This is a genomic window from Aeromonas sp. 603404 (genome assembly GCF_049171775.1).
GTDB classification, from domain to species: Bacteria; Pseudomonadota; Gammaproteobacteria; order Enterobacterales; family Aeromonadaceae; genus Aeromonas; species Aeromonas veronii_A.
Genome location: NZ_JAAKPE010000021.1, coordinates 1 through 26,698, shown reverse-complemented (window position 1 = coordinate 26,698; position 26,698 = coordinate 1). Strand labels below are relative to the sequence as shown.

The window sequence follows — 26,698 nt, the reverse complement described above, 5'->3', positions numbered from 1 at the left end:
AACGGCCAATAAGCGAGCTTTACCGATTCACTCGAAATGAAAATCGATTACAATACGGCCGTCGAGTCTTAGAGGTAGTCGTTATGGGCAGCAAGACCCTGTGTGAGTGGCGTCGCCACGAGATCCCCACTGATCTCAAAGCTTTGCGCAAAATTGTTCGCAAGCCGAAATTCGTCTGCGGCAAGTGCGCCCGCAGCGCCAATGACAAGGGTTACCTCTGCCAGCCACTCCGCTTGAAAGAGGAGTAACCCCTCACGGTCAGTGCACTATTGATCGGTCCAACCCTGTCGTCCCTGCTCGAACAATCTGCGCGCCTGGGTATCGTTCGGGCAGACACCGCGATACTCCTCGCCTGAGCGGCCAGCCAGATAGAGATGCTCGGGGCGGCAATACCATGCCAATCCCTTCTGATGTCCCTGCTTCCACAGCTCGGTATCCACCTTCTTGCCACACTGGCCCTGATGGAACTCAACCCGTTCGGTGGTGAAGCCCAGCTTGCCGTCAGCCTCCCCCACTTCGCTCCACACCTTCTCGCAAGGGTCATCGTTGGAGACACAGCCCCCCAGCAGGGCCGCCAGCAATATGATGGAAAGTCGCATAGTCATCCTTGAGTGTCGTTTGAGCTGTTCATTCTTGACCAGCCAGGGGATGACCACAAGCAACTTGCATCCACCCTGTGAGCGCACCAAAAAAATCAGGCGGGCACAATGCCCGCCTGTTCATTCAATGCTATGGATCACGGGTTGTTGAAGGGGTCATCGAAGGGATCATCGTCCTGCCAGCCTTCTTCTTCCCACTGATCCAGCTCTTCTTCCCAGGAATCCGGCTCCCAATCATCATCAGAGGAGTCGTAATCCGGCTTGTGTCCACCCATCTTCACTCTCCTTGGATAGTTCACCCGCACTCCAATTTTATCCGGAATTGTCGGGCTCGCCAGTCAGAGGGAGTTCAAAGTTTGACCAAGGTGCGGCCGGCGATCTGGCCTTGCGTGATGGCCTCGGCGGCCTCCACTACCTGCTCCAGCCCAATCTCGGTGACCGCCTGTTCAAAGAAGCTGGCAGGCAGATCCCGTGCCAGTCGCTGCCACGCCAGTTGGCGACGTTCAAACGGGCACATCACCGAATCGACCCCCTGCAACCGCACATTACGCAGGATAAAGGGCATCACACTGGTCGGCAGATCGAAACCGCCCGCCAACCCACAGGCCGCCACGGCGCCGCCATAGTTCATCTGGGCCAGCAGCTTGGCCAGCACCTGACTGCCGACGGTATCGATGGCACCGGCCCAAAGCTGCTTCTCCAGCGGTTTGGCAGGCACCAGCAGCTCGCTGCGCGGCACGATGCGGCTGGCACCCAGCGCAGTGAGCATGGCGTCCTGCTCTTCGGGACGACCGGTCAGCGCCGCCACCTGATAGCCAAGGGCCGCCAGCAGGGCAACCGAGGTGGAGCCCACACCGCCTGCCGCACCGGTGACCAGCACCTCGCCACTTGCGGGAGTAATACCCGCCTCTTCCAGTGCCAGCACGCAGAGCATGGCGGTGAGACCGGCGGTACCGATGCACATGGCCTGCCGTTCATCCAGCCCGGCGGGCAACGGCACCAGCCAGTCCCCTTTGACCCGCGCCTGTTCGGCCATGCCGCCCCAGTGGCCTTCGCCCACGCCCCAACCGGTCAGCACCACCTTGTCGCCGGTCTGATAGCGGCTGTCGGCAGATTCGAGCACGGTACCGGCGAAGTCGATACCGGGCACCAGCGGCCACTGGCGCACGATCTTGCCCTTGCCGGTGATAGCCAGCCCATCCTTGTAGTTGATCGAGCTGTAAGCGACCGCCACCCGCACTTCACCTTCCGGCAACTGGCTCTCGGCCAGCCGGGTCAGAGTCGGTACAGTCTTGCCGTCTTGGTTTTCCAGTAACAGAGCCTTGAACATGGTTGCCTCTTTGATGACGTGTGAAACGGGGATCAGCTGCTTTGACGCTTTTGCAGTTGAAAATCGAGAGCCAGAGCGGTGCCCATCACGGGCTCCCCGGCCAGTTGGCGCAGGATCAGCTCGGCAGCCTCCTGCCCCATTTTGCGATAGGGGATCCTGACCGAAGTAAGGGTCGGATAACAGGCGCGCGCCACATCCAGATCGTCAAATCCGGCGATGGCGAGTTTGCCCGGCACATTCAAATGGCGGCGCTGGCACTCGAACAGCACCCCGGCCGCCAGTTCGTCGTTGACACAGATCAGCGCGTCCAGCTCGGGCCAACGCAGCAGAAATTCACCCAGCATAGTGGCGCCGGTACTGAAGCTGGGCCGCTCCGAGGTGTTGATGATGGCATCGGGGGAGAGGTAGTTGTCGAGCAGCGCCTTCTGCCAGCCCTGCATCCGCTGTTGCAGCATCCACTGCTCCTGACGGGCGCAGAGAAAACCGATATTGCGGTAGCCCCGCTCGATAAGGTGGCGGGTGAGCTGATAACCGGCATCGAAGTTGGAGACTCCCACATTCATATCGATGGGGCTGCGGGCCATAGCACCCACTTCCACCACCGGCAGGCGGGAGGCTTTCAGGCGAGTACGGATCGTCTCGCCGGGATCGCCACCAAACAGCACCACCGCCGCCGGATTGTGCTGCAAAAAGCTGGTCAGCAGGCGCTCTTCCTGCTGTTTCAGATGCTGGGCATCCCCCAGCATGATCTGGTAACCCTCCTCGAGCAGGGTCTGTTGCAGGCCAGCGATCATCTCGCCACAGCCCGCTTCCGCCAGACTCGGGACGATCACTACGATGGTCTGGGAAGTCGCAGAGGCCAACGCCCCGGCGGCCCGATTGGGGATATAGCCGAGCTCTTCCACCGCAGCTTCGATGCGCTCACGCATCCTGTCGGAGACCATCTCCGGCGTGCGCAGGGCACGGGAAACCGTCATGGCCCCCACACCAGCCAGCTGGGCCACATCGTTGAGGGTCACCCGACCCGTGCTACGGCGCTTCTTTGCTTCTGACATCCATCCCTTCCTCGGCTTGCGGCTGCTCACTTTAAGGCAAAAGAGCGCCACTGACTATTTGCTCAGGGCCGATTCTACCCTCTTTCCCGGATCACGGGGGCAAGATGACTCCCGTTAATGGGTGAAGTGATAGCGCTATCACAGTTTGATGTTAGCGCTATCTGATAGCGCTAACTTTCGCGATCACCCTCACAGTTTCACCACCGCAAGATCGATAGATTGGCGCCATCTTAACTAGCCGGATCACCACCATGCTGACTCAACTGCTGACCGAGGATGTCATCCGCATCGAACCCGCAGCCCGCGACTGGCGTCACGCCATCGAGCTGGCGACGGCGCCCCTGCTGGCCAATGGCACCATCGAACCCTCCTACGCGGCGGCGCTGTTTCGCTCCCATGAAGAGCTCGGCCCCTACTACGTGCTGGGCCCCGGTCTGGCTATGCCCCACGCTCGTCCCGAAGACGGCGTCAACCGGTTGGGTCTGGGGCTGACCGTCATCAAGCAGGGGGTCAACTTCGACTCCGAGGGCAACGACCCGATCCGGCTGCTGATCACCCTGGCCGCCAGCGACAGCAACTCCCACGTGGAGACCATCGCCCAGCTGGCCGAGCTGTTTATGAATGAAGAGGACGTGGCGGCCATCATTGCGGCCGACACCAAAGACGACATCTTGCGCATTCTGGCGCGCTACTAGTCTGCGCCAAGGCGCACCTGACAGAGGAAGAGACAATGAAAATTCTGGTTGTATGCGGTCACGGTCTGGGCACCAGCCTGATGATGGAGATGAGCATCAAGAGCATCCTGAAAGAGCTGGCAGTCACCGCCGAAGTGGATCATCGCGATCTGGCCTCCGCCGGCAGCGAAACTGCCGAGATCTTTGTCGCCACCCGTGACATCGCCGAGCAGCTCCAATCCATGGGGGTCAACAGCCGTTTGGTGGCCCTCGACAACATGGTCGACAAGGCCGCGATGAAAGAGAAGCTCGCCACCGCCCTGCGCGAACTGGGCGCCCTCTAAGGATCCTCCATGCGGCCTGCGGGCCGCATCTTCCATTGCCAGGAGCTGACCATGGAATTTTTCAACTTTCTGATGTTTGACGTGCTGTCCGAGCCCGCCGTGCTGGTCGGCCTGATCGCGCTTATCGGCCTGATTGCCCAGAAGAAACCGGTGACCGAGTGCATCAAGGGCACGGTCAAGACCATCATGGGTTTCGTCATTCTGGGGGCCGGTGCCACCCTGGTGATCAACTCGCTGGGTGACTTTGCCGTCATCTTCCAGCACGCCTTCGGCATCAAGGGGGTCGTGCCCAACAACGAAGCCATCGTCTCCATCGCCCAGACCTCGTTTGGCAAGGAGATGGCGATGATCATGTTCTTCGCCATGCTGGTGAACATCCTGATCGCCCGTCTGACCCCGTGGAAATTCATCTTCCTGACCGGTCACCACACCCTGTTCATGTCGATGATGGTGGCGGTGATCCTCTCTGCCGGCGGCATGAGCGGCGTGCCGCTGATCGCGGTGGGCAGTCTGGTGGTCGGTGTCGCCATGGTCTTCTTCCCGGCCATCGCCCACCCCTTCATGAAGCAGATCACCGGCTCCGATGACGTGGCGCTGGGCCACTTCTCCACCTGCTCCTACGTGCTCTCCGCCCTGATCGGCGCCAAGTTCGGCAACAAGGCACACAGCTGCGAAGATGTGCAGGTGCCCAAGAGCCTGCTGTTCCTGCGCGATACCCCGGTGGCCATCTCCTTCACCATGGGTATCATCTTCCTGGTGACCTCCGCCTTCGCCGGCCCCGAGTTTGTCTCCAGCGTCGCCAAGGGCAAGCACTGGTTCATGTTCTCCCTGATGCAGTCCATCACCTTCGCCGCCGGTGTCTACGTCATCCTGCAAGGTGTGCGGATGGTCATCGCCGAGATCGTACCGGCCTTCAAGGGTATCTCCGACAAGCTGGTACCGAACGCCAAGCCGGCACTCGACTGCCCGATCGTCTTCCCCTACGCCCCCAACGCCGTGCTGATCGGCTTCCTGTCGAGCTTTGCCGCCGGTCTGGTGGGGATGGCGCTGCTCTACGCCATGGGCCTGACCGTCATCATCCCGGGCGTGGTACCGCACTTCTTCGTCGGCGCCGCTGCCGGGGTATTCGGCAACGCCACCGGTGGTCGTCGCGGCGCCATTCTGGGTGCCTTCGCCAACGGCCTGCTGCTGCTCACCATTCTGCCGGTGTTCCTGCTGCCGGTGCTGGGCGACCTCGGTTTCGCCAACACCACCTTCAGCGACTCCGACTTCGGTGTGGTCGGCATCCTGCTGGGGCTGATCGTTCGCTAATTCCGGTCACCGCCAAAAACAAAACGGAGCGTATCGCGCTCCGTTTTTTTATGGCTGAGATGTATGAAAGGCTGACACTCAGTCGTTCTCCAACGCAGTGAGGCAGTGCGAGAGGGTACGCGCCAGCGCTCCCTGATTGCGCAGCACAACGGCGCGAGCCTGCTCCCCCATCTCGCGGCGGGCGTTGCCGTCGGCAAACAGCTGGCTCACCCGCTCGCCCAGCTCGGCGGCATCGGCCACAATGGCGGCGCCCCCCTGAGCCACCAGCTGGCGGGTGATGTCGCTGAAGTTGAAGTAGGCGGGACCGGTCAGGCAGGGCTTGCCGAGGGCCGCCGGCTCCAGCAGGTTGTGACCGCCGATCTTCACCAGACTGCCGCCAACGAAGGCCACATCGGCCGCAGCCAGCATCAGCGGCAGCTCGCCCATGGTATCGCCGAGATAGACCTTATCCTCCGCACTCACCGCAGCACCATCAGTGCGCCGCACGCAGCCATAAGGGGCACACTGCTCGGCCACCCGATCGAACCGCTCGGGGTGGCGCGGCACCAGAATGAGCAGCGCGTCGGGATGGCGTTTGAGCAGCAGATCGAAGGCGGCCAGCACCTGCTCGTCCTCACCCAGATGGGTGCTGGCGGCGATCCAGACCGGCCGCTCGGCGCCCAGCAGCTGGCGCAGAGAGCGCCCTTTGGCCTGCACCTCGTCACCAAACTGGATGTCGAACTTGATGGAGCCGGTCACCGCCAGCCGCGAACGATCGATGCCGAGGCGGGCGAAGCGGTCGGCATCATCCTGATGCTGGCAGAGCAGATGGGTCAGCGGCCGGCTCAGGGCGTCGAAAGCACCGTGGAAGCGGGCATAACGCTGGCAGGATCGCTCGGAGAGGCGGGCATTGATGATGGTCACCGGCAGGTGGCGCGCCTCGCAGGCGGCCAGCCAGTTCGGCCACAGCTCGGTCTCCATCACCCAGAGCGCGCGCGGCTTGAAGGTGTCAAGAAAGGCGGCAATGGCCCAGGGGTAGTCGAGTGGCGCGTAGCGATGGATCACCAGATCCCCCAGCTTGGCAGCCTGATCGGCGCCGGTGCGGGTGGTGGTGGTGAGCAGGATCGGCAGATCGGGCCGCTCCGCCTTGAGGGCGCGAATGAGCGGCGTGATGGCCAGCGTCTCCCCCACGCTCACCGCATGGATCCAGAGCGGCGCCTCCTGTCCGGTGGCGGGCAGCCGCCCGAGATGCTCGGCCCAGCGCTTGCCAAAGCCGGGCTTGCCTTTCTTAGGCTTGTAGAGGGCCAGCAGCGCCAGCGGCAATCCCAGATGGATCAGCAGGTTGTAGAGCAGGCGGTAGGGCATCTTACTGACTCTGCTCCAGCTTCTTGCAGGCATCGACCACCTGCTCCGGCGCCAGGTCGATCAGGCACTTGAGATGGCCGAACTTGCAGGTGCGCTTGAAGCAGGGGCGACACTCGATGTCGGTGTGAACGATCTCGACCCGATCCGCCAGCGGCGGGGTGTAGAGTGGCGAGGTGGAGCCATAGACGCCCACCAGCGGCCGGTTGAGGGCGGCGGCGATGTGCATCAGGCCGGAGTCGTTGGAGATGACCCGGCTGGCCAGCGCCATCAGATCGATCGCCTCGTGCAGGCTGGTCTTGCCCGCCAGCACGTGGCAGTTGGGGCGCGTCAGCAGATTGACCCGATCCCGGATGGTATTGGCCACCGGCACATCCTTGTTGGAACCGAAGATCCACACCTGCCACCCCTCGTCCAGATGCTGCTGGGCTACCACGGCGTAGTGCCCTTCAGGCCAGCGCTTGGCCGGGCCGAACTCGGCGCCGGGACAGAGCACCAGCACCGGGCGGGCGCGATCCAGCCCCAGCCGCTCCAGCGCCTTGCTCTGGTTTATCAGATCGACATGGAGCGCCGGATACGGAATGGTCGGGATATCGGCCCGACTCTTCATCTGCGCTTTGGGATAAGCGAGCGCCAGATAGCCCTCCACCATCAGCGGGAAGGCGGACTTGTTGCTGCGCAGGTCGTTGAGCAGGCCATAGCGGCTCTCACCCTTCCAGCCGGTACGCACCGGAATGCGAGCAAACCAGGGGATCAGCGCCGACTTCATGGAGTTGGGCTGGACGATGGCCTGATCGTACTTCTCGGCTGCCAGCTGCTTGCCGAGGCGGCGGCGCGCCACCAGTTTGAAGTCACCGTGGCCAAGGGGCATGGTGATCGCCTTGTCCACCTCCGGCATCCGCTCCAGCAGGGCACAGCACCAGGCGGGGGCCATCACGTGCAGTTCGCACTCCGGATGGTTGGCCTTGATCGCCTTGTAGAGGCTCTGGGACATCACCATATCGCCGACCCAAGAGGGGCCGATCACCAATATTTTCATCACGCGTCTTCTCTCGGGACTGGCCCGGCTGTTAATCATCACTGGGCGAGATTATGCCCCAAGAATGGTCGGATAAATAACAGAAGATCCTTGGCAGACGCTGCCGTCACCCCATTTTTCCAGCGGTGCCCCGCTTCCAACCGGACGAGACGAGACAGGCAAACAGCTGATAGAAACGGGCAATGGCGGCTCTCTCTTTGGCCCATTTTTCCGTTAGAATGGCCCATCAATACGCATTCGACCCGCCAGCCGGGCAATAACCGTGAGCCCCATTTCGTGAAAAAACCGACTCTGGCTGCCGTTCTGATCGTCAAGAATGAAGCCGACAACCTGCGCAAGTGCCTCGCCTCCCTCGACGGACTGGTGGACGAGATCGTCATTCTGGACTCCGGCAGCCAGGACGAGACCCCGGCCATTGCCGCCGAATTTGGGGCCCGCTTCTTCGTCAACGCCAAGTGGCCCGGCTTTGGCAAACAGCGCCGACTGGCCCAGTCCCACGTGCAATCCGACTGGGTGCTGTGGCTGGATGCCGACGAGCGGCTCACCCCCGAGCTGAAAACCGCCATAGCCAACGTGATGACCAATCCGGCCAGCGATACCATCTACTCGATCCCGCGCCTCTCCTGGGTGTTTGGCCGCTTTATTCGCCACAGTGGCTGGTATCCGGATCGGGTGCTGCGCCTCTATCCCAAGGCACTCACCAGCTACAACGAGGCGCTGGTGCACGAGAAGGTGGAGGTGCGCGCCAACATGAAGATCGTCAACCTCTACGGCGACCTGCACCACTTCACCTATCGGGATCTGGAGCACTATCTGGTCAAATCGGCCGGTTATGCCCGCGCCTGGGCCGATCAGCGCACCGCTCGCGGCAAGAAGGGCTCCCTCAGTCAGGGGCTGATGCATGCCGTCGGCTGCTTCATCAAGATGTACCTGCTCAAGGCTGGCTTCCTCGATGGCAAGCAGGGGTTGCTGCTGGCGATCCTCTCCGCCCACTCCACCTTCGTCAAATACGCCGACCTCTGGGTGCGCCAGCAACCGCAGCAGCCGGAATAACCGTCATACGAAACAGGGCACCACGGGGCCCTGTTTACATTGCTGCATACGTTATTTGCGCCAGAAAGGCGCCGCCCAGCGGGCCATCACCGGCACCATGGTCTTGGGATCGAGCTGGCTCATATCCTCAGGATGGTCGCTATCCTCCGGCGGGCTGAAGGCAAGGTGACGCCCTTCGCTGTTGAGGGGCTTCCAGCGCAGCGGAGTCGCGGAGCGGCGCATCGGGAAGAAACCGATAGTCGGCACATCGAGCGCACCGGCGATATGGAGCGGGCCGGTACTGCCAGCGATAAACAGGGCTGCGTTGGCCAGCACCTGACAGAACATCGGCAGACCATCGCTGGAGCGGTAGATCCAGCCATTGCCACCGTGGGCCAGCAACTCGGCCGCCAGCTGTTCGGCCATCTTCTCCTCGCCCGGGCCTGCGGTCAGCACACACTGCAGCTCGGGGCAGGCCTGATTGAGCTTGATGATGATGCGAGCATACTGCTCGATGGAGAGGTTGTTGGCCGAACCGCCGCTACCGGCATGTACCATCAGCCAGGGGCGACTGGTATCGAGCTTGAGCTTGAGCGCCAGCTGCTCGCGCACCTGCCGCAGAGTCTCCTCATCGAACTGCAGGAAGGGGGTCTGGGGCTCCACCACGGCCACCTGCTGATCGGCCAGGAAGCGGCGGATCAGCTCCAGGTTGTACTCGGACTCCGGTTTCTGGGAGCGGGAGCGACGCTGCACCAGTCGCTGGTTGTAGAGCACCTGCGCCAGCTTGGTCGCCGGGGCCAGCCGGTAAGGGATGTGCGCCTTCCACACCAGCATGGCGTTGCGGGAGTTGGAGAAGAGGCAGATGGACGCGTCGAACGCCGCCGCCTTGATCCGCGCCAGCAGCGCTCGCTGTTGCTCCTTGTCGGCCCGCACGCCCGGATCGATGATCACCTCGTCAATCCAGGGGCAGAGCCGGGCCAGCGGCGCCGTGTAGGCCGGAACCAGGGCAGTCACATGACACTCCATGGAGCCTTTGAGCATGGCGAAGCTAGGCCACGCCAGCATGAAGTCACCAATCTTGTCATTGCGAACGACCAGAATACGTTTCATAAAAAATCCCTTTGCTCCCTGTCACCAATGCAAGGAGGCTTGATGCGCGATGGCGTATTCTTGCCTGATGCACTGCTATTCTCAAGCGACGACCTTATAATGCGACCAAATTTCCAGGTTGCAGGACCACAAAGATGACTACCAGGGTGATCTATCCCGGGACATTTGATCCCGTTACCAATGGCCATGCCGACCTGATCGGCCGCGCCGCCAAGCTGTTTGACGAGGTGATCGTCGGCGTCGCCAACAGCCCGAGCAAGCGCCCGCTGTTCGATCTGGCGGAACGTGTCCAGCTTGTCCAGCAAGTGACCAGCCAGCTTCCCAACGTCAAGGTGGTCGGCTTCTCCGGGCTGCTGGTCGATTTCGCCAAAGAGCATCAGGCCAATGTGCTGATCCGCGGCCTGCGCGCCGTCTCCGACTTCGAGTACGAGTTCCAGCTGGCCAACATGAACCGCCGCCTGATGCCCACGCTTGAGAGCGTCTTCCTCACCCCGGCCGAGGAGAACTCCTTTATCTCCTCCACCTTGGTGAAAGAGGTGGCGCTGCACGGTGGCGACATCCGCCAGTTTGTCGACCCCGTGGTAGCCCAGGCAATCGCAGCCAAACAGCAACAGCGCTAATTCCTCCCCTGATGGCAGAAACGACAAGGGCTACCCGCGGGTAGCCCTTGTTGTATCTCTCTCGCTATGGAGAGGTCAGCCTGCTTGCCGGTTCCTGACGGGCGAACCGCTCGTTCATCTCCTGAACCAGCAGATCGAGCCACTCGTAGCGGCGCCGATACATGGCCCGCTTCCTGGAGGCAATCTCCTCCAGCGGCTTGCGCGGCTGGGTTTGCAGGGCGACAAAGTTGGCATCCACATCCCGGGCGTCGAACTCCTGCCACAGCTCGTCATAATCGGCCTGCAGGTTGGCTTTTTGCTTGCTGCTGTAGCGCCTAGCCTGAAACACGTGGGCCCGCTTGCGCACCGCCAGCACCTCCGCCGCCCCCATGCTCTGCGCCAGTTGCAGCACCAGCTGCACCAGCAGGGATTTGGGCCGCAGGCCGTGTCCCTCTTTGGTCAGCTCGCGCACCCGATCCTGGGCATTCTCGACCGCAGGCTCCGGCCCCTGCATGGAGCCGATCATCAGAATCAAATGAACCACGCTACCCGCCAGCGAAAAGGCGCAGCTGTAGAGGCGCTGCCCCTCGCCGTTGACGATGGAGAGCGCCAGCTCGGCCTCGCGGCGGAAGGTGCCATCATGGCGCAGCAGAAGGCGGCAGCCACTCTGGGGATAGTGCCCCAACTCGATCCCCTCGCCCAGATAGAGGGGATCAATCAGCTGGGGGTAGCACTCCAGCAGCAACCGATAGTGATTTTCCAGCATCTCGGCCCGTTGACGGGCGCTGGCACAGGCGAAGCGATAGGGACGCATCGGCTTGTCGAGCAGCTCGGGATAAACAGCTGGCAGTGCCTTGAGCGAGTCGCACTGAAACAGGCTGAAGACCCGGCTCAACGACTTGCGATAGAGCAGGCTGCGCAGCACAAACTTGCCGCGATTGAAGGTTTGGCGCTCGCACCCCTCGGGATAGAGGAAGCGGGCCATGGATTTTGCGCAATAGCGCTCCTGCCGGGATAGATACTCCCAGTCTATTGATTTTAAAGTCATTTCTAGTTCTCAAACCGCCTGAACGGCCGCTGATACTAGTAATGACTGCGCAAATATTCAACAGCCTGGAAATATGCTGTTACAACTTCCCCCGGATCGGGGAAAAAAGTACGCTCAGCGCTGGCAATGACTGCAAAAAACCGTGGTACGCTGCCCCATTCTTGTCTCGGTCAGCAGGGTGTGACAGTGGAAACAGGGCTGACCGCCACGGCCGTAGACCTGCAACTGCTGCACGAAATAGCCTGGCTTGCCATCGGCACTGGTGAAATCCTTGAGGGTGGTGCCGCCCTGCCGGATGGCTTCGGCCAACACCCGCTTGATCTCGGCCACCAGGGTTCCCAGCCGCTCGGCGCTGATATTGCCCGCCGCCCGTTTGGGGTGAATACCGGCGGCATAGAGCGCCTCGTTGGCGTAGATGTTGCCTACCCCGACCACCACCTGATTGTCCATCAGGAACTGCTTGATGGCAGTGCTGCGCCCCTTGGCACGCCCCTGCAGGTAATCAGCACTGAAGGCATCGGTGAGCGGCTCGGGCCCCAGCTTGGCGAGCAGCGCGTGGGCTTCGGCCGGTTCCCTGGTCCAGAGCAGGGCGCCGAAGCGGCGCGGATCGTTGAGCCGCAGCAGCTTGCCATTCTCCAGCTCGATATCCACATGGTCGTGCTTCTCGGCCGGGGTGCCGATATCCAGTACCCGCAGGCTGCCGGACATCCCCAGATGGAGGATGGCGGTGCCGAAATCGGTCTCCAGCAGCAGGTATTTGGCACGGCGGCGCACCCGATGGATGGTGAGGTCCACCAGCTCCTGAATCTCACCGGGGATCGGCCAGCGCAGGCGGCCATCCCGCACCACCACGCGCGTCACCTTGATACCGGTGAGCCAGGGGGAGATCCCCTGACGGCTGACTTCAACTTCTGGCAATTCAGGCATGGGTACCTCACAAGGAAAAGGAACTCAGGGGGCAGGGCGCAGCAGATCGCGATACTGCTCGGCTGTGAGGGCGAGCCAGAGACCGGACGGCAGCTGGGCACCATACTGACCGCTATTCTGATAGAGGCCGATCTCGACCGGATCGTTCTGGCCGGCAATCCACACCTTGATGGTCACCGGCGCACCGCGTACCGCTTCACCGGGGGGTAACAACCAGCCCTGCCAACGTGCCAGACGGGCATCCAGCTGCGCGCTGTCGAGCCCCAGATCCGGCCCGCTGCGCCAGCCCTGACCGATCCGCTCAATCTGCCAGCTCGGCCCCTGCCAGGTGAGCACCACAGCCGCATCAGGCAGCAAGGGGCGAGCCCGCTTGGCGCTATTCTCCTGCTGGGCCAACTCCATACGATGCAACAGGGTGATCACGATCAGCACCACCACGATGATCACGTTATTCCAGCCTTTGCGGCTCAATTTGAACATGGCAAGTCTCCCTTTGAACCGGCAGTGTACTGAATTCGACGCATAAAAAAACCCGGCACGAAGCCGGGTTTTTGGGAATGCAGCATCAAGTAATTACTTGATTTTGCCTTCCTTGTAGATCACATGCTGACGAACAACGGGATCAAACTTTTTGATCTCCATTTTTTCGGGCATGGTGCGCTTGTTTTTGGTAGTGGTATAGAAGTGACCAGTACCGGCGCTGGAGTTCAGGCGAATTTTCTCGCGAATACCTTTAGCCATGATCTAATTCCTTATACCTTAACACCGCTGGCGCGCAGTTCAGCCAGAACCACTTCAACGCCACGCTTGTCGATGATACGCATGCCTTTTGCGGATACGCGCAGGCTTACGAAGCGTTTTTCACTCTCAACCCAGAAACGGTGAGTGTGCAGGTTCGGCAGGAAACGACGCTTGGTAGCGTTGTTAGCGTGCGAACGGTTGTTACCAACTGCCGGGCGCTTGCCGGTTACTTGGCATACTCTAGACATGTCAGTCTCTCCAAATCTTACTTCATTGCTCGAGCAAATATCTGCCCCGCTGGCCTTCGATTGCGGGGCAAACAGAAGGCGGCATTTTATACAGCATCCGTGATCAAAGATCAACTAATACGGTGCCAGAGCACAGTTATAGCCAACCGCGCTCGGCAAAAGAAACCGTGATGCCGTCACCGATCACCAAGTGATCCAGCACTCTGATATCGATCAGGGCCAAAGCGGCCGTGATCCGATCCGTGATCTGGCGGTCGGCCCTGCTGGGCTCGGCGACGCCGGACGGGTGATTATGCGCCAGAATCACTGCGGCTGCATTATGTTTGAGCGCGATCTGCACGATTTCTCTTGGCCAGACGCTCGCCGAGTCGATAGTGCCGAAAAAAAGCTCAACAAATTGAATGACTCTGTGCTGATTGTCGAGCAACAGCAGGGCAAACACCTCGCGTGGCCGATCCCGCAGCTGGGCCTGCAGATAGTCCCGGGTCAGCTGGGGCGAGGTGAGCGCATCACCCCGTTGCAACTGCTCGGCCAGATGGCGTCTGGCCATCTCCAGCACCGCCTGCAACTGGGCATATTTGGCCGGGCCAAGGCCGTGCGCCTCGCAGAATGACCGTTGATCCGCCCCCAGCAAACTGCGTAAAGAGCCGAATTGATTCAACAAGTTGCGTGAAAGATCCACTGCACTCAGGCCATTGACACCGGTGCGCAGAAAGATGGCGAGCAGCTCGGCATCGGAGAGCGCCGCAGACCCCTGACGCAGCAACTTCTCTCTGGGGCGTTCATCTTCCGGCCACTCTTTGATGCTCATTTGTCTCTCCCTCATCCCTGTTGAGAAAAAACATAGCAAAAAATTGCGCACGCCCGACCACACCCCTTGATGCCAACCCCTGTCGTCATCCATTGCCTGTGGTATCTTAGCCGACCAGTCAGAATGAGCCGGATAGAGAAACAGCAGATGAGATTGGCCGATAAACGCATCCTGTTGGGTGTCAGTGGCGGGATCGCCGCCTACAAGAGTGCCGAGCTGGTACGCCGCCTGAAAGATCAGGGCGCCGAAGTGCGGGTGGTGATGACCCGCTCCGCCAAGGAGTTCATCACCCCGCTGACCCTGCAGGCGGTCTCCGGTCATCCGGTGGCCTACAGCCTGCTGGACCCCTCTGCCGAAGCGGGCATGGGCCATATCGAACTGGCCAAGTGGGCCGATCTGGTGCTGATCGCCCCCGCCAGCGCCAACCTGATGGCGCGGATGGCTGCAGGCATGGCCGACGAACTGCTGACCACCCTCTGTCTGGCCACTCCGGCGTCCATCGCGCTGGCACCAGCAATGAATCAGCAGATGTATCTCAACGCCGCCACCCAGGCCAACCTCAAGACCCTGGCCAGCCGCGGCATTCTGCTGTGGGGCCCGGATGCCGGCAGCCAGGCCTGTGGCGATGTGGGCCCGGGGCGGATGCTGGACCCCCTCGAACTGGTGGATCGCTGCTGCCAGCAGCTGGCCGCCGAGCCCTTGCTGGCAGGCGTCAAGCTGCTGCTCACCGCCGGTCCAACCCGCGAGGCGCTGGATCCGGTGCGCTACATCAGCAACCACAGCTCCGGCAAGATGGGTTACGCCATCGCTCGCGCCGCTCGTGAAGCGGGCGCCGAGGTGACGCTGGTGAGCGGCCCGGTAACGCTGGCTACACCAGCTGGCGTCACCCGCATCGATGTCGAAAGCGCCGAGCAGATGCATCAGGCGGTAATGAGCCGAGTCGGCGAGTGCGACCTCTTCATCGGCTGCGCGGCGGTAGCCGACTATCGTCCTGAGCAGGTGGCCAGCCAGAAGATCAAGAAAACCGGCGACAACGACCAGATGGTGGTGAAGCTGGTGAAAAACCCCGACATCATCGCGGCCGTCGGCGCCCTTTCAGACAAACCCTTCACCGTCGGATTTGCCGCCGAAACCGTGGATGTGGAACAATACGCCCTCGACAAGTTGCAGCGTAAGCGGCTGGACATGATCGCCGCCAACGATGTGTCCCGCGAGGGGCAAGGCTTCAACGCCGATGACAACGCCCTGACCGTGTTCTGGCAAGGGGGCCAGGCCCCGCTGCCGCTGGCCGACAAGCTGACGCTGGCCCGTCACCTGATCGCCCTGATTGCGCGCCACTACCGGCACTGAGCGTCCCGACAGAACAAGACTCACGGCGCCCCGCCTTGCCAAGAGGGGCGCCAATACAAGATCCAACTGAAAAAGCGATTCATGACTACACAAATTGAACTGAAGATTCTGGATGCCCGTATCGGTACCGAGTACCCGCTGCCCGCCTACGCCACACCGGGCTCTGCCGGCATGGATCTGCGCGCACTGCTGGATGCGCCGCTGACTCTGGCTCCGGGTGATACCACCTTGGTGCCGACCGGTCTGGCCATCCACATCCAGGATCCGGGTCTGTGTGCCACCATTCTGCCCCGCTCCGGCCTCGGCCATAAGCACGGCATCGTGCTGGGCAACCTGGTCGGTCTGATCGATTCCGATTACCAGGGTCAGCTGATGGTCTCGGTCTGGAACCGCGGCAAGGATGAGTTCACCATGCAACCCGGCGAGCGCATCGCCCAGCTGGTGATCATGCCGGTAGTTCAGGCCAGCTTCCAACTGGTCGATGAGTTCAATCAGAGCGAACGGGGTGAAGGCGGTTTTGGTTCTTCTGGTCGACAATAACAGACCACACCAGCCCGATGGCGGTGCCTAATAATAGAATCAAGCCATTGTTTTTTTAGGGGAATCCATGGCAAGCAGTAATCAGAAACAGAGTCGGCGCGATCAGATCCTGCAGGCGCTCGCCCATATGCTGGAAACCAGTCCGGGTCAGCGCATCACCACGGCCCGTCTGGCGGCCGAGGTCGGCGTCTCTGAAGCAGCCCTCTATCGACATTTTCCCAGCAAGGCGCGGATGTTCGAGGGGCTGATCGACTTTATCGAGGATTCCCTGCTGTCACGGGTCAATCTGATCATGGCGGAAGAGAAGGACACCATGGCGCGCTGCCACCATATCCTGCAGCTGCTGCTGGTGTTCGCCGAGCGCAATCCCGGCATTACCCGCATCCTCAATGGCGACGCCCTGCTGGGTGAGCACGATCGGCTGCGGGATCGCATCAGCATCCTGTTCGACAAGCTGGAGACCCAGATCAAGCAGGTGCTGCGCGAGAAGCGGCTGCGCGAGGGTCAGGGCTTCCAGCTCGACGAGACCATGTTGGCCAATCTGCTGCTGGCCTACACCGAAGGTCGCATCAGCCAGTTCGTGCGCTCCGAGTTCAAGCTCAAGCCGACCGCAGGTTTCGAAGATCAGTGGCAATTTATCCGCAGCCAACTGCTGCAGAGCTGATGTTTTTTTCGCGTCATTCAGCAAAAAGAAGAGAGGCTTTGGCCTCCCTTCTTTTTTGTGTCAGGTTTTTATGGCAGAAAAGAAGTACCAGATGCGACCCGTACTGTCGCGCTGCGGTGTTAGATTTATCCACCATAAACCTTTTAGAACCTGACAGGACATCCTATGGAACCCGAAATCATTACCGAAGCGCAGACCTGGCTGGTCAATAATCAGGGACTGCTGATCGAATACGGCGTCAATATCGCCGCCGCCCTGCTGACCCTGCTGGTCGGCTATATCGCCGCCAACCTCATCAGCGGTGGTGTGGTCAAGGTGATGCAGGCCCGCAAGCTGGACACCACCGTCACTCACTTCGTCGGCAGCATCCTCAAGTACGCCATTCTGGTGTTCGTAGTGATCGCCGCGCTGGGCCGTGTCGGCGTGCAGACCGCCTCCTTCGTCGCCATTATCGGTGCCGCCGGTCTGGCCATCGGTCTGGCGCTGCAAGGCTCGCTCTCCAACTTCGCTGCCGGCTTCCTGCTGATTATCTTCCGCCCCATCAAGGCGGGCGAGTTCATCGAAGTTGCAGGTACCGCGGGTGTAGTACAGTCCGTTCAGCTCTTTACCACCACCCTCACCTCCGGTGACAACAAGATGGTAGTAGTCCCGAACTCCGCCATCCTCAACGGCACCATCGTCAACTACTCGCGCATGGATACCCGCCGCGTCGACATGACCTTTGGCATCGGCTACGGCTCTGACCTGCGCAAGGCCAAACAGATCCTCGAGCGTCTGGTAAGCGAAGAGCCACGCATCCTGAAAGATCCGGCAGCCACCATCGCCGTTGCCGCGCTGGCCGACTCCTCGGTCAATATCGTGGTGCGCCCCTGGGTGAAAACCGCTGACTACTGGGGTGTCTGGTTCGACTTCCACGAGAAGGTGAAACTGACCTTTGATGCCGAAGGCATCGAGATCCCCTTCCCGCAGATGGTGATGCACATGCAAAAACCGCAGGCGTGATCACGGTTCTGCGGCAACAGACAATGCCAGCCTTCGGGCTGGCATTGTCGTTTCTGGCCCCAGCCCATGGCAATGTCGATGCATAACCACGCCAACCGGATGAAAACAATTTCAGGCTATCGGGGTGGCCCCAATCATGAGCAAGCGCAAGATCCGCCTTGCTTTCGTGACACATAATCCCAATGTTCTGGTTGTATGCTCCCGACAGTGACCCATTGCGGTAAAAGACAATCGGTAAAAATCTGTTACACGGGCCGCCCGGCAGGCTCGCTATAATGCTCGGATAATAAGGTTTGGCGGGACCTTGCCTGCAAGGTTCAAACACAACTTGGCATTTCAGGAATCCTATGAAAAATATCAATCCAACCCAAACCCAGGCCTGGCAGGCACTGGAAGCCCACTTTGCAGCAAACAAAGAGACTCGACTCAAGGATCTGTTCGCGCAGGACCCGAAGCGCTTTGACAAGTTTTCCCTTACCTTCGGCGGCGACATCCTGGTTGATTACTCGAAGAACCTGATCACCGAAGAAACCCTCAAGTTGCTGGTTGATCTGGCCAAAGAGACCGATCTTCGCAGCGCGATCGATGCCATGTTCAATGGCGACAAGATCAACATGACCGAAGGCCGCTCCGTACTGCACGTGGCCCTGCGCAACCGCTCCGACCGCCCCATTGAGTGCGACGGCAAGGACGTGATGCCGGAAGTGAACGCCGTACTGGCCAAGATGAAAGGCTTCTGCGAGAAGGTAATCGGAGGCGAGTGGAAAGGCTACACCGGCAAGGCGATCCAGCACGTGGTCAACATCGGTATCGGTGGCTCTGATCTGGGCCCGGTGATGATCACCGAGGCTCTGCGTCCCTACAAAAACCACCTGCAGATGCACTTCGTCTCCAACGTCGATGGCACCCACATCGCCGAGACCCTGAAGAAGATCGATCCGGAAACCACCCTGTTCCTGGTGGCCTCCAAGACCTTCACCACCCAGGAGACCATGACCAACGCCCTGACCGCCCGCGACTGGTTCATCAACATCGCCGGTGACAAGGCCCACGTTGCCAAGCACTTCGCCGCGCTCTCCACCAACGGCAAGGCCGTGGCCGAGTTCGGCATCGACACCAACAACATGTTCGAGTTCTGGGACTGGGTTGGCGGCCGCTACTCCTCCTGGTCTGCCATCGGCATGCCCATCGCCCTGTCTGTCGGTTTCGAGAACTTCGAAGCCCTGCTGCAAGGCGCCTTCGAGATGGACATGCACTTCGCCACTGCCTCCTATGAGCAGAACGTGCCGGTTCTGCTAGCGCTGATCGGCCTGTGGTACAACAACTTCTACGGTGCCGAGTCCGAAGCCATTCTGCCGTACGACCAGTACATGCACCGCTTCCCTGCCTACTTCCAGCAGGGCAACATGGAGTCCAACGGCAAGTACGTGGATCGTAATGGCAAGCCGGTTGACTACCAGACTGGCCCCATCATCTGGGGTGAGCCGGGCACCAACGGCCAGCACGCCTTCTACCAGCTGATCCACCAAGGCACCAAGCTGATCCCCTGCGACTTCCTGGCGCCAGCCATCAGCCACAACCCGATCGGTGACCACCATCCGAAACTGCTGGCCAACTTCTTCGCCCAGACCGAAGCGCTGGCCTTCGGCAAGAGCAAAGAACAGGTCGAAGCCGAGTTCCTGGCGGCTGGCAAAACCCTGGAGCAGGTCAAGGATCTGGTGCCGTTCAAGGTGTTCGAAGGCAACCGCCCGACCAACTCCATCCTGTTCAAGAGCCTGACCCCGAAAACCCTGGGTGCCCTGATCGCCATGTACGAGCACAAGATCTTCGTACAGGGCGCAATCTGGAACATCTTCTCCTTCGACCAGTGGGGCGTGGAGCTGGGCAAACAGCTGGCCAACAAGATCCTGCCTGAGCTGGGCAACAACGAGGCTGTCACCAGCCACGACTGCTCCACCAACGGTCTGATCAACACCTGGAAAGCGTGGAAAGCCTGATTTATCCGGCCTTTCTGAATGCAAAAGCCCCGCTCGATGAGCGGGGCTTTTTTATGACTGTCAGGCTGAGTTTTCTGGCTGGCCGAGCGGGTGTCCAGTCCGGCCGGCGACGGGGATCGTCATCCCCGCCCCTTCATCATCCTGCCCGATGCAGACTTAACCGCCAACGGCGATGCGTTTCATGTCCTTCATGTAACCGCGCAGTACCTGGCCGATTTTTTCGATCGGGTGGTTGCGGGTCGCTTCGTTGGCCGCCAGCAGCGCCAGGTTGTCGACGCTCTGCCCTTCCGCCTTGCTGGCACCCAGATCGCCCGCTTTCAGGGTCGGCATGAAGTGCTCGCGCAGCAAGGGCACGGCAGCGTTGGCGAACAGGTAGTTACCGTACTCAGCGGTGTCGGAAATAACCACGTTCATCTCGTACAGGCGCTTGCGGGCAACGGTGTTGGCGATCAACGGCAACTCGTGCAGGGATTCGTAGTAGGCAGACTCCTCGTAGATACCGGAAGCCACCATGGTCTCGAACGCCAGCTCGACACCCGCCTTGACCATGGCCACCATCACCACGCCATTGTCAAAGTACTCCTGCTCGGCAATCTTGCCAGCGAACGCCGGGGCGTTTTCGAAGGCGGACTTGCCGGTCTCTTCACGCCAGGTGAACAGTTTGACGTCATCTTCGGCCCAGTCGGCCATCATGCCGCGGGAGAACTCACCGGCGATAATGTCGTCCATGTGCTTCTCGAACAGTGGGCGCATCAGGGTCTTGAGCTGCTCGGAGAGCTCGAAGGCGCGCAACTTGGCCGGGTTGGAGAGGCGATCCATCATCAGGCTGATGCCGCCCTGCTTCAGGGCTTCGGTGATGGTCTCCCAGCCGAACTGGATCAGCTTGCCGGCGTAGGCCGGGTCTGTGCCTTCGGCAACCAGCTTGTCGTAGCAGAGCAGGGAACCGGCCTGCAGCATGCCGCAGAGGATGGTCTGCTCGCCCATCAGGTCGGATTTCACTTCCGCCACGAAGGAGGATTCCAGCACCCCGGCACGGTCGCCGCCGGTGGCAGAGGCCCACGCCTTGGCGATGGCCATGCCTTCGCCCTTGGGATCGTTCTCTGGGTGAACGGCGATCAGGGTCGGCACACCAAAGCCACGCTTGTACTCCTCACGCACTTCGGTACCCGGGCACTTGGGCGCAACCATCACGACAGTGATGTCGGCGCGGATCTGCTGACCCTCTTCCACCACGTTGAAGCCGTGGGAGTAGCCCAGCGCGGCGCCCTGCTTCATCAGCGGCATCACGGTTTTCACGACGTCGGAGTGCTGCTTGTCCGGGGTCAGGTTCAGCACCAGATCGGCGGTCGGGATCAGCTCTTCATAGGTACCGACCGCGAAGCCGTTGTCGGTGGCTTTCTGCCAGGAGGCACGCTTCTCGGTGATGGCGGCCTTGCGCAGGGCGTAGGAGATATCCAGCCCGGAGTCACGCATGTTCAGACCCTGGTTCAGACCCTGGGCACCACAGCCCACAATCACCACCTTCTTGCCCTTCAGCACGTTGCAGCCGTCCGCGAACTCTTCGCGCTGCATGAAACGACACTTGCCCAATTGGGCCAACTGCTGACGCAGGTTCAAGGTGTTGAAATAGTTAGCCATGGTGATTGCTCCGTTCGATTGATTCCATGCCGGGTAGCGGCGTTGTCTGAACCACTATAGCGCGGGACACTTATTGCCTGAACTGATATATTCGAAACAGTACGTTGCAATAATTGAAACGTTAATCCTTCATAATTGCCTGCTGAATGTACCGCGAGATGGCAGAAACAAGCCGCCAACCGCTGGATATCGGGCACACAAGCCGCGCCAGGAGCTGAAAGATGGACCTTCGCAATCTCGAGCTGTTTCTCCACCTCGCCGACTCCCTCCACTTCGGCAAGAGCGCCGATGCCATGGCGGTCAGCCCCTCCACCCTGAGCCGCGCCATCCAGCGACTGGAGCAGGAGACCGGCTGCATCCTGTTCGAGCGGGACAACCGCTCGGTACGGCTCACCCCCGCCGGCGAGAAGCTGCGCGAATTCGGCGGCGGCCTGTTGCAGGAGTGGCGTCAGCTCAAGCAGGAGCTCAAACGCAGCGACGAGCCGCTGCAGGGGCGGCTGCGGGTCTTCTGTTCGGTCACCGCCAGCTACTTTCTGCTGCCCGAGGTACTGGAGCGCTTTCGCCGCCGCTACCCCCAGCTGGAGATCAAGCTGGAGACCGGTGACCCGGCGCTGGCGGTGGACAAAATCCTGGCCGACGAGGCCGATCTCGCCATCGCCGCCCGTCCCGACGCTCTGCCCGCCAAGCTGGAGTTCGCCAGCCTGCAACTGGTGCCGCTGGTCTTTATCGCGCCGCGCAATGCCCCGCAGCTGAACCAGTGGTTCCGTCAGGGCGAGCCGGACTGGGAGCAGCTGCCTGTCATCCTCTCCGAGCAGGGGCTGGCCCGCAAACGCAGCGACCAATGGTTTCGCAACAAGGGGATCGCGCCCAACATCTATGCCGAAGTGGCGGGTAATGAGGGGATTGTCGCCATGGTGGCGCTCGGCTGTGGCGTGGGGCTGGTGCCGGCAGCAGTGATCGACCACAGCCCGCTCGGCGACAAGGTGCGGATCATCGACCTCAAGCCAGCCTTCAAACCATTTGATGTGGGGATCGGGGTACTCAAGAAGCGGCTGGAGGAACCGCTGATCCGCGCCTTCTGGGATACTGCGCAGAATCAGGGCTCACTGCGCTGACACCGGATTATAGATAAGGGCCGGATCGGCCATCATGATGCGGCTGGGCTGCGGCAAGTCGGGGTTATGCAGCTCGAGGCGCACCCGCTCATCCAGTTTCAGCCGCCGAATGGTGCTGCCAAATCCCTCTTCAAAGACCCGGTCAAAAGCACCAGACTGCCGCGCCCGCAGCAGGCCAAGCTCGATGCGCTGCGCCAGCTCCGGATATTTTGGCGAGACAAAGAAGAGCAGCGCCAGCGGATAGCGAAACACCAGACGGGGCTCGATGGCGAGATCCGGATGCTGCCTTAGCTCATCCTCGACCTCGATGACCGAGCGCAGGAAGCAGTCAAAGCGCTTCTTGCGCAGCATGTTGAAGAGCGCCTCATAAAGATTGCCCACCGTCACCTTGAGGCCGTTAGCCCGCAGCAACTGGGTGTCTGGCCAGGATCTGTGCTGACCGATGGAGAGTCCGGCGCGATGCCAGTCTGCCAACGACCCGATGGCGGCAAAACGCCTCTCATCCCCCTGCCGAACCAGACACACCCGCCACCCCAGCAGCCCCTTGGCCAGCGGAATGTGGATTGCCAGCAACTCCCGTTCTCGCTGACCATCCGGGGCAAAGACACCGACCTGAACCAGCTCACCGCTGCGCAGCTCCTTCACCGCCCGCCCCTGCTCCATTTGCGGGCTGGATACCAGCTGATAGGGGCCATATTCGGGCACGGTGAGATCGAGAGAGAGGCGCAGCAACTGGACGACGGCGGGGTTGGGGTGATCCAGCAGCAGATTCCAGGCGCGGATAGGCTGCTCGGTTGCCGATACGCCAACCGTCCACAGTGCCATGCACCACCACCAGACTCTGATCATCCTGTGCACCATCCGTGCCTCATGCTCCTCGCCATACTATAACGCCAGCCAGCGCCTCAACGGCGCCCTCTCTGAAAGATGTGTGAGCGCTCTCGTGTCAAATCTCGTGTCAAAAGTGACAATAGGCAAACCCGGCAGGTCATCGCAGACTGGGCGTTCATCAACAAACGCCAAGGCGCAGGGAGGAGAGCCATGAAACAGCATCTGGTAGAGATCAAGGGTTCAACCCTGTTTGACGAGTATCTGCAAAGCATGGGCGTGCCCAGCACGGCACTCGACCGAGAGCAGGATATCTATCTGCAGGAACGCCATCTGGGTGCCATTCGCCGGGTGCAAGGCGAACTGCGCTTTTATCTGCGTGCCAATGCCCTGAACAAACGGTGATCAGGATCCGGTCACAGAACCCGCAGCAAAGGCGTATTAGACTGGTATCTTCCCCCTTTTGTCGGGAGTGCCCATGAAAGCAAGCGGTCTGGATCGGCTGTTCAAACCCCACTCAATCGCCGTGATCGGCGCCTCGACCGACCCGCTCAAGGCGGGTCATGTGATCGTGCGCCACCTGCTGGCGGGCCAGTTCAAAGGGCCCATCCTCCCCGTCACCCCGCGCAACAAGGCCATCGCCGGCGTGCTGGCCTATCCCGATATCGCCAGTCTGCCGCTGACCCCGGATCTCGCCATCATCTGCACCAGGCGGGAGCGGGTCTTGCCGTTGCTGGAAGCGCTCGGCCAGAAGGGTACGGGCGCAGCCATCATACTGGCCGCCGACTTTTCCCCCGAGGAGCGGCTGGAGCTGAAACGGGTCTGCCAGCAATATGGCATTCGCCTGCTCGGCCCCAACAGCATGGGAATGCTGCTGCCCGGCCAGGGGATCAACGCCAGCTTTTCCCCCATTGCCGCCAAGCCGGGGCAGGTCGCATTTCTGTCGCAATCCGCCGCCGTCAGCACCACCATTCTGGATTGGGCCAAGCAGCATGAACTGGGCTTTTCCGCCTTCATCTCCCTTGGTGATCACTGCGATATCGACTTCGGCCAGCTGCTGGACCAGCTCTCCCGCGACAGCGTCACCCGCGCCATTTTGATCTACATGGACAAGTTGCACGACGCCCGCCACTTTCTCTCGGCGGCGCGGGCAGCCTCACGCAACAAGCCGATCCTGGTGCTGAAAAGCGGGCGCCACGAACCGACCCACGGTCTCGACAATGTCTATGATGCCGCCATCCGCCGCGCCGGTATGCTGCGGGTGCGGGATACCCACGAACTGTTTGCCGCGGTGGAAACCCTCAGCCACTCCATGACCCTCAAGGGGGAGCGGCTCGCCATCATCTCCAACGGTCGCGGGCTGGCCAATATGGCGGTAGATGTGCTGCTGGAGCGGGGCGGAAAGCTGGCTCGCCCGCCGCTCGATATCGGCAGCGATGCCACCATCACCACCTATCAGGAGGCGCTGGACAGCATGTTGCAGGAAGACGGCATCGACGCCATCCTGATTATCCACGCCCCCTCGCTCACGGCACCGAGCGCGCCGCTGGCCAGCCATCTTATCGCCCATCTGAAACAGCATCCCAGAGCGCGCCGTTTCAATATCCTCACCAACTGGGCGGGCGAATACTCGGCGCAGGAGGGTCGCAAACTCTTTACCGAGGCGGGCTTCCCGACCTACCGCACGCCGGAAAGCGCCATGGCAGCCTTCATGCACATGGTGGAATACCGCCGCAACCAGAAGCAGTTGATGGAAACCCCGGCGTCACTGCACGGCAACCAGCTCAATGTAGATCTGTGCCAGCAGCTGATCCGCCAGGCGCAAGACCGCAAACAGCTAAGATTGGATACCCATCTGGTGCACCCGATTTTACAAGCCGCCGGTCTATCGACCCTGCCAACCTGGATCGTCACCGACGCCATCGAGGCGACCCTCACCGCCGAGCAGATCGGCTATCCAGTAGCGGTAAAACTGCGCTCGCCCGACATCCTGCACAAATCGGCCGTTCACGGCGTGGTACTCAACCTCCGTACCTCGGCCGAAGTGGCGCAAGCCGCAGATGCCATTCTGGACAGGGTCAAACAGCATGATCCGGGCGCCCGTATCGAAGGGCTGCTGGTACAGCGCATGGCTCGCCGCAGCGGCGGCCTCGAACTGCGGGTACGCATCCAGCAAGACGCCATCTTTGGCCCCGTCATTCTGCTGGGTGAGTCGGGTGCGGAACCGCAGGAGATGGTGGCTGCCTTGCCACCGCTCAATCAGGCACTGGCCCGTTACCAGATCATCGGCGCACTCAAGAGTCGCAAGATCCGTGAGCAGGCCACACCGGAACGACTGGATATCGATGCCTTGGGCCAAGTGCTTTGCCAGCTCTCAGAGCTATTGCTCGCCTTTCCGGAGATTCAGGAGCTGGACCTGCACCCGCTGCAAGCATGCGGTACCGAGATGGTGGTACTGGATGCCAGCCTCACACTGACTGACCCCGCCATCCCGATAATCAACCGACTGGCGATCCGCCCCTATCCCACCGAACTGGAGGAGGGTGCCTGGCTTAAAGATCAGCGCCATATCCTGCTGCGCCCAATCCGGCCGGAAGATGAACCGGCTCACAAGCAGTTCGTGCTGCAAGTCTCTGATGAAGACAGGTACAAACGCTTCTTCGCCGATGTCGGCGAACTGGGTCACGAAGAGCTGGCCCGCATGACCCAGATCGATTACGACCGGGAGATGGCCTTCGTAGCGGTAGGGCAAGATGGCGAGCTGCAGGATCAAATCCTCGGCGTGGTACGCGCTATCTCGACCCCGGACCTGAGCGATGCCGAGTTTGCCATTCTGGTGCGATCGGACTTGAAAGGGGTGGGGCTCGGCAAATTGATGATGGAGAAGATCATCCGTTACGCCAAAGAGCAGGGGATTGGCCAGCTATCCGGCATGACCATGCCCAGCAATCGCGGCATGGTCAACCTCGCCAAACGACTTGGCTTCAAGATCGATGTGCAAATGGAAGAGGGGGTGGTCAATATGGAACTGCTCTGTAGCCAGCAAGCGACAGAAGCCTGATTTGACCACCTGCAGAGTCGTTCAAATTGCTGTAAATGAAACTGATAAGACTCTGATATAGCCCGAAAATGGTGGGAATAAGCGGCTATCTGGCCCTCTCTTGGCAGGTAAAAACCAAACGTTGGCTGTTTAACACGCTAAAAACACAAAGCCCGGTCGTGAAGCCGGGCTTTGTGTTGATTCTGGTATGCAAATCTGTGGGTCTAATGGACAAAACCGCCCATAGCAAAAAGGCCTTCCCATCAGGGAAGGCCTTTAAATTAGTGGCGGAGCGGACGGGACTCGAACCCGCGA

At 60.8% G+C, this 26,698-nt stretch carries 30 protein-coding genes; 15 read left to right on the top strand and 15 right to left on the bottom strand.

The genetic code is table 11. From position 1 onward, the window contains the following. Positions 1-83: 83 nt before the first annotated feature. The gene (locus tag G5306_RS19845; protein WP_098971330.1) at positions 84-248 is read left to right on the top strand and encodes a hypothetical protein; all 165 of its coding nucleotides are present in this window, start codon (positions 84-86) and stop codon (positions 246-248) included. 18 nt (positions 249-266) lie between these two features. On the opposite strand, the gene G5306_RS19840 is transcribed toward G5306_RS19845, so the two are convergent. The 4 genes from G5306_RS19840 to G5306_RS19825 form a co-directional block, all read right to left on the bottom strand. Continuing rightward, positions 267-599 carry a DUF2799 domain-containing protein gene (locus G5306_RS19840; protein ID WP_216952374.1) on the bottom strand — a complete coding sequence of 111 codons (333 nt, stop codon included), beginning with the start codon at positions 597-599 and terminating at the stop codon, positions 267-269. 137 nt (positions 600-736) lie between these two features. Next, positions 737-874: a hypothetical protein gene (locus tag G5306_RS19835; RefSeq protein ID WP_216952376.1), complete on the bottom strand. Its 138-nt coding sequence runs from the start codon at positions 872-874 to the stop codon at positions 737-739. A 74-nt stretch (positions 875-948) separates the two neighbouring features. Beyond that, positions 949-1,929, bottom strand: coding sequence for an MDR family oxidoreductase (locus G5306_RS19830; RefSeq protein ID WP_227341729.1), 981 nt, complete (start codon positions 1,927-1,929; stop codon positions 949-951). Between the two features lie 32 nt (positions 1,930-1,961). Then, positions 1,962-2,984, bottom strand: a complete 1,023-nt coding sequence (locus G5306_RS19825) for a LacI family DNA-binding transcriptional regulator (RefSeq protein WP_115522531.1) — start codon at positions 2,982-2,984, stop codon at positions 1,962-1,964. Positions 2,985-3,235: 251 nt separating this feature from the next. On the opposite strand from G5306_RS19825, the gene G5306_RS19820 reads away from it, so the two are divergent. From G5306_RS19820 to G5306_RS19810, 3 genes are read left to right on the top strand one after another with little or no spacing between them, the layout of a single operon-like run. Next, positions 3,236-3,679: a PTS sugar transporter subunit IIA gene (locus G5306_RS19820; protein ID WP_421313562.1), complete on the top strand. Its 444-nt coding sequence runs from the start codon at positions 3,236-3,238 to the stop codon at positions 3,677-3,679. Between the two features lie 35 nt (positions 3,680-3,714). After that, complete coding sequence (locus tag G5306_RS19815) at positions 3,715-4,002, top strand: PTS sugar transporter subunit IIB (RefSeq protein ID WP_227341728.1); 288 nt, start codon at positions 3,715-3,717, stop codon at positions 4,000-4,002. Between the two features lie 51 nt (positions 4,003-4,053). Next, positions 4,054-5,313 carry a PTS ascorbate transporter subunit IIC gene (locus G5306_RS19810; protein ID WP_042030406.1) on the top strand — a complete coding sequence of 420 codons (1,260 nt, stop codon included), beginning with the start codon at positions 4,054-4,056 and terminating at the stop codon, positions 5,311-5,313. 78 nt (positions 5,314-5,391) lie between these two features. On the opposite strand, the gene waaA is transcribed toward G5306_RS19810, so the two are convergent. Further along, positions 5,392-6,657, bottom strand: a complete 1,266-nt coding sequence (gene waaA, locus G5306_RS19805) for a lipid IV(A) 3-deoxy-D-manno-octulosonic acid transferase (protein ID WP_227341727.1) — start codon at positions 6,655-6,657, stop codon at positions 5,392-5,394. 1 nt (position 6,658) lies between these two features. Further along, a complete protein-coding gene (gene waaF / locus G5306_RS19800; protein ID WP_227341726.1) occupies positions 6,659-7,693 on the bottom strand; it encodes a lipopolysaccharide heptosyltransferase II in 1,035 nt (344 codons plus the stop codon). Between the two features lie 276 nt (positions 7,694-7,969). On the opposite strand from waaF, the gene G5306_RS19795 reads away from it, so the two are divergent. Then, positions 7,970-8,746: a glycosyltransferase family 2 protein gene (locus G5306_RS19795; RefSeq protein ID WP_227341725.1), complete on the top strand. Its 777-nt coding sequence runs from the start codon at positions 7,970-7,972 to the stop codon at positions 8,744-8,746. Positions 8,747-8,797: 51 nt separating this feature from the next. Here G5306_RS19795 and G5306_RS19790 read toward each other — a convergent pair whose 3' ends face one another. Next, a complete protein-coding gene (locus G5306_RS19790; RefSeq protein ID WP_421313560.1) occupies positions 8,798-9,835 on the bottom strand; it encodes a glycosyltransferase family 9 protein in 1,038 nt (345 codons plus the stop codon). A 134-nt stretch (positions 9,836-9,969) separates the two neighbouring features. On the opposite strand from G5306_RS19790, the gene coaD reads away from it, so the two are divergent. Further along, entirely contained in the window at positions 9,970-10,455 is a 486-nt protein-coding gene (gene coaD, locus G5306_RS19785; RefSeq protein WP_071914926.1) for a pantetheine-phosphate adenylyltransferase, read from the top strand. A gap of 64 nt (positions 10,456-10,519) precedes the next feature. On the opposite strand, the gene G5306_RS19780 is transcribed toward coaD, so the two are convergent. From G5306_RS19780 to radC, 6 genes are all read right to left on the bottom strand, one after another. After that, positions 10,520-11,482, bottom strand: coding sequence for a VirK/YbjX family protein (locus G5306_RS19780; protein WP_421313558.1), 963 nt, complete (start codon positions 11,480-11,482; stop codon positions 10,520-10,522). 114 nt (positions 11,483-11,596) lie between these two features. Further along, positions 11,597-12,409: a bifunctional DNA-formamidopyrimidine glycosylase/DNA-(apurinic or apyrimidinic site) lyase gene (gene mutM / locus G5306_RS19775; protein WP_005357390.1), complete on the bottom strand. Its 813-nt coding sequence runs from the start codon at positions 12,407-12,409 to the stop codon at positions 11,597-11,599. Positions 12,410-12,433: 24 nt separating this feature from the next. Beyond that, positions 12,434-12,889 (bottom strand): hypothetical protein, encoded by a 456-nt coding sequence (locus G5306_RS19770; protein ID WP_216952392.1) that lies wholly within the window; start codon positions 12,887-12,889, stop codon positions 12,434-12,436. Between the two features lie 93 nt (positions 12,890-12,982). Then, positions 12,983-13,150, bottom strand: coding sequence for a 50S ribosomal protein L33 (gene rpmG, locus G5306_RS19765; RefSeq protein WP_005307500.1), 168 nt, complete (start codon positions 13,148-13,150; stop codon positions 12,983-12,985). Positions 13,151-13,161: 11 nt separating this feature from the next. Further along, on the bottom strand, positions 13,162-13,398 hold the full coding sequence (gene rpmB, locus G5306_RS19760; RefSeq protein WP_005307492.1) for a 50S ribosomal protein L28: 237 nt from the start codon (positions 13,396-13,398) through the stop codon (positions 13,162-13,164). 136 nt (positions 13,399-13,534) lie between these two features. Then, positions 13,535-14,209, bottom strand: a complete 675-nt coding sequence (gene radC / locus G5306_RS19755) for a RadC family protein (protein ID WP_421259607.1) — start codon at positions 14,207-14,209, stop codon at positions 13,535-13,537. A 147-nt stretch (positions 14,210-14,356) separates the two neighbouring features. Here radC and coaBC point away from each other — a divergent pair, with 147 nt between their 5' ends. The 5 genes from coaBC to pgi all read left to right on the top strand — a co-directional run bounded on the left by coaBC (position 14,357) and on the right by pgi (position 19,762). Next, positions 14,357-15,559 carry a bifunctional phosphopantothenoylcysteine decarboxylase/phosphopantothenate--cysteine ligase CoaBC gene (gene coaBC, locus G5306_RS19750; protein ID WP_421210221.1) on the top strand — a complete coding sequence of 401 codons (1,203 nt, stop codon included), beginning with the start codon at positions 14,357-14,359 and terminating at the stop codon, positions 15,557-15,559. An 81-nt stretch (positions 15,560-15,640) separates the two neighbouring features. Beyond that, positions 15,641-16,099, top strand: a complete 459-nt coding sequence (dut, locus tag G5306_RS19745) for a dUTP diphosphatase (RefSeq protein ID WP_005339498.1) — start codon at positions 15,641-15,643, stop codon at positions 16,097-16,099. A gap of 67 nt (positions 16,100-16,166) precedes the next feature. Next, positions 16,167-16,763, top strand: a complete 597-nt coding sequence (gene slmA / locus G5306_RS19740; RefSeq protein WP_005339495.1) for a nucleoid occlusion factor SlmA — start codon at positions 16,167-16,169, stop codon at positions 16,761-16,763. 165 nt (positions 16,764-16,928) lie between these two features. Next, positions 16,929-17,765, top strand: a complete 837-nt coding sequence (locus G5306_RS19735) for a mechanosensitive ion channel domain-containing protein (protein ID WP_005339493.1) — start codon at positions 16,929-16,931, stop codon at positions 17,763-17,765. Positions 17,766-18,112: 347 nt separating this feature from the next. Then, positions 18,113-19,762 (top strand): glucose-6-phosphate isomerase, encoded by a 1,650-nt coding sequence (gene pgi, locus G5306_RS19730; protein ID WP_236563704.1) that lies wholly within the window; start codon positions 18,113-18,115, stop codon positions 19,760-19,762. A 156-nt stretch (positions 19,763-19,918) separates the two neighbouring features. Here the strand turns inward: pgi and ilvC are convergent, their stop codons facing one another. Next, positions 19,919-21,400 (bottom strand): ketol-acid reductoisomerase, encoded by a 1,482-nt coding sequence (ilvC, locus tag G5306_RS19725; RefSeq protein ID WP_421313554.1) that lies wholly within the window; start codon positions 21,398-21,400, stop codon positions 19,919-19,921. Positions 21,401-21,621: 221 nt separating this feature from the next. Between ilvC and ilvY the strand changes: the two genes are divergently transcribed. Further along, entirely contained in the window at positions 21,622-22,515 is an 894-nt protein-coding gene (gene ilvY, locus G5306_RS19720; protein WP_005342097.1) for an HTH-type transcriptional activator IlvY, read from the top strand. Here the strand turns inward: ilvY and G5306_RS19715 are convergent. Continuing rightward, entirely contained in the window at positions 22,504-23,364 is an 861-nt protein-coding gene (locus G5306_RS19715; RefSeq protein WP_236317843.1) for a hypothetical protein, read from the bottom strand. The two genes, ilvY and G5306_RS19715, sit on opposite strands and share 12 nt — an antisense overlap. A 192-nt stretch (positions 23,365-23,556) precedes the next feature. On the opposite strand from G5306_RS19715, the gene G5306_RS19710 reads away from it, so the two are divergent. From G5306_RS19710 to G5306_RS19700, 3 genes are all read left to right on the top strand, one after another. Next, a complete protein-coding gene (locus G5306_RS19710; protein WP_005339486.1) occupies positions 23,557-23,748 on the top strand; it encodes a hypothetical protein in 192 nt (63 codons plus the stop codon). Positions 23,749-23,821: 73 nt separating this feature from the next. After that, a complete protein-coding gene (locus G5306_RS19705) occupies positions 23,822-26,404 on the top strand; it encodes a GNAT family N-acetyltransferase (RefSeq protein WP_421313552.1) in 2,583 nt (860 codons plus the stop codon). 68 nt (positions 26,405-26,472) lie between these two features. Further along, a partial coding sequence (locus G5306_RS19700) for a hypothetical protein (protein ID WP_421313550.1) occupies positions 26,473-26,698 on the top strand: 226 nt, incomplete at its 3' end.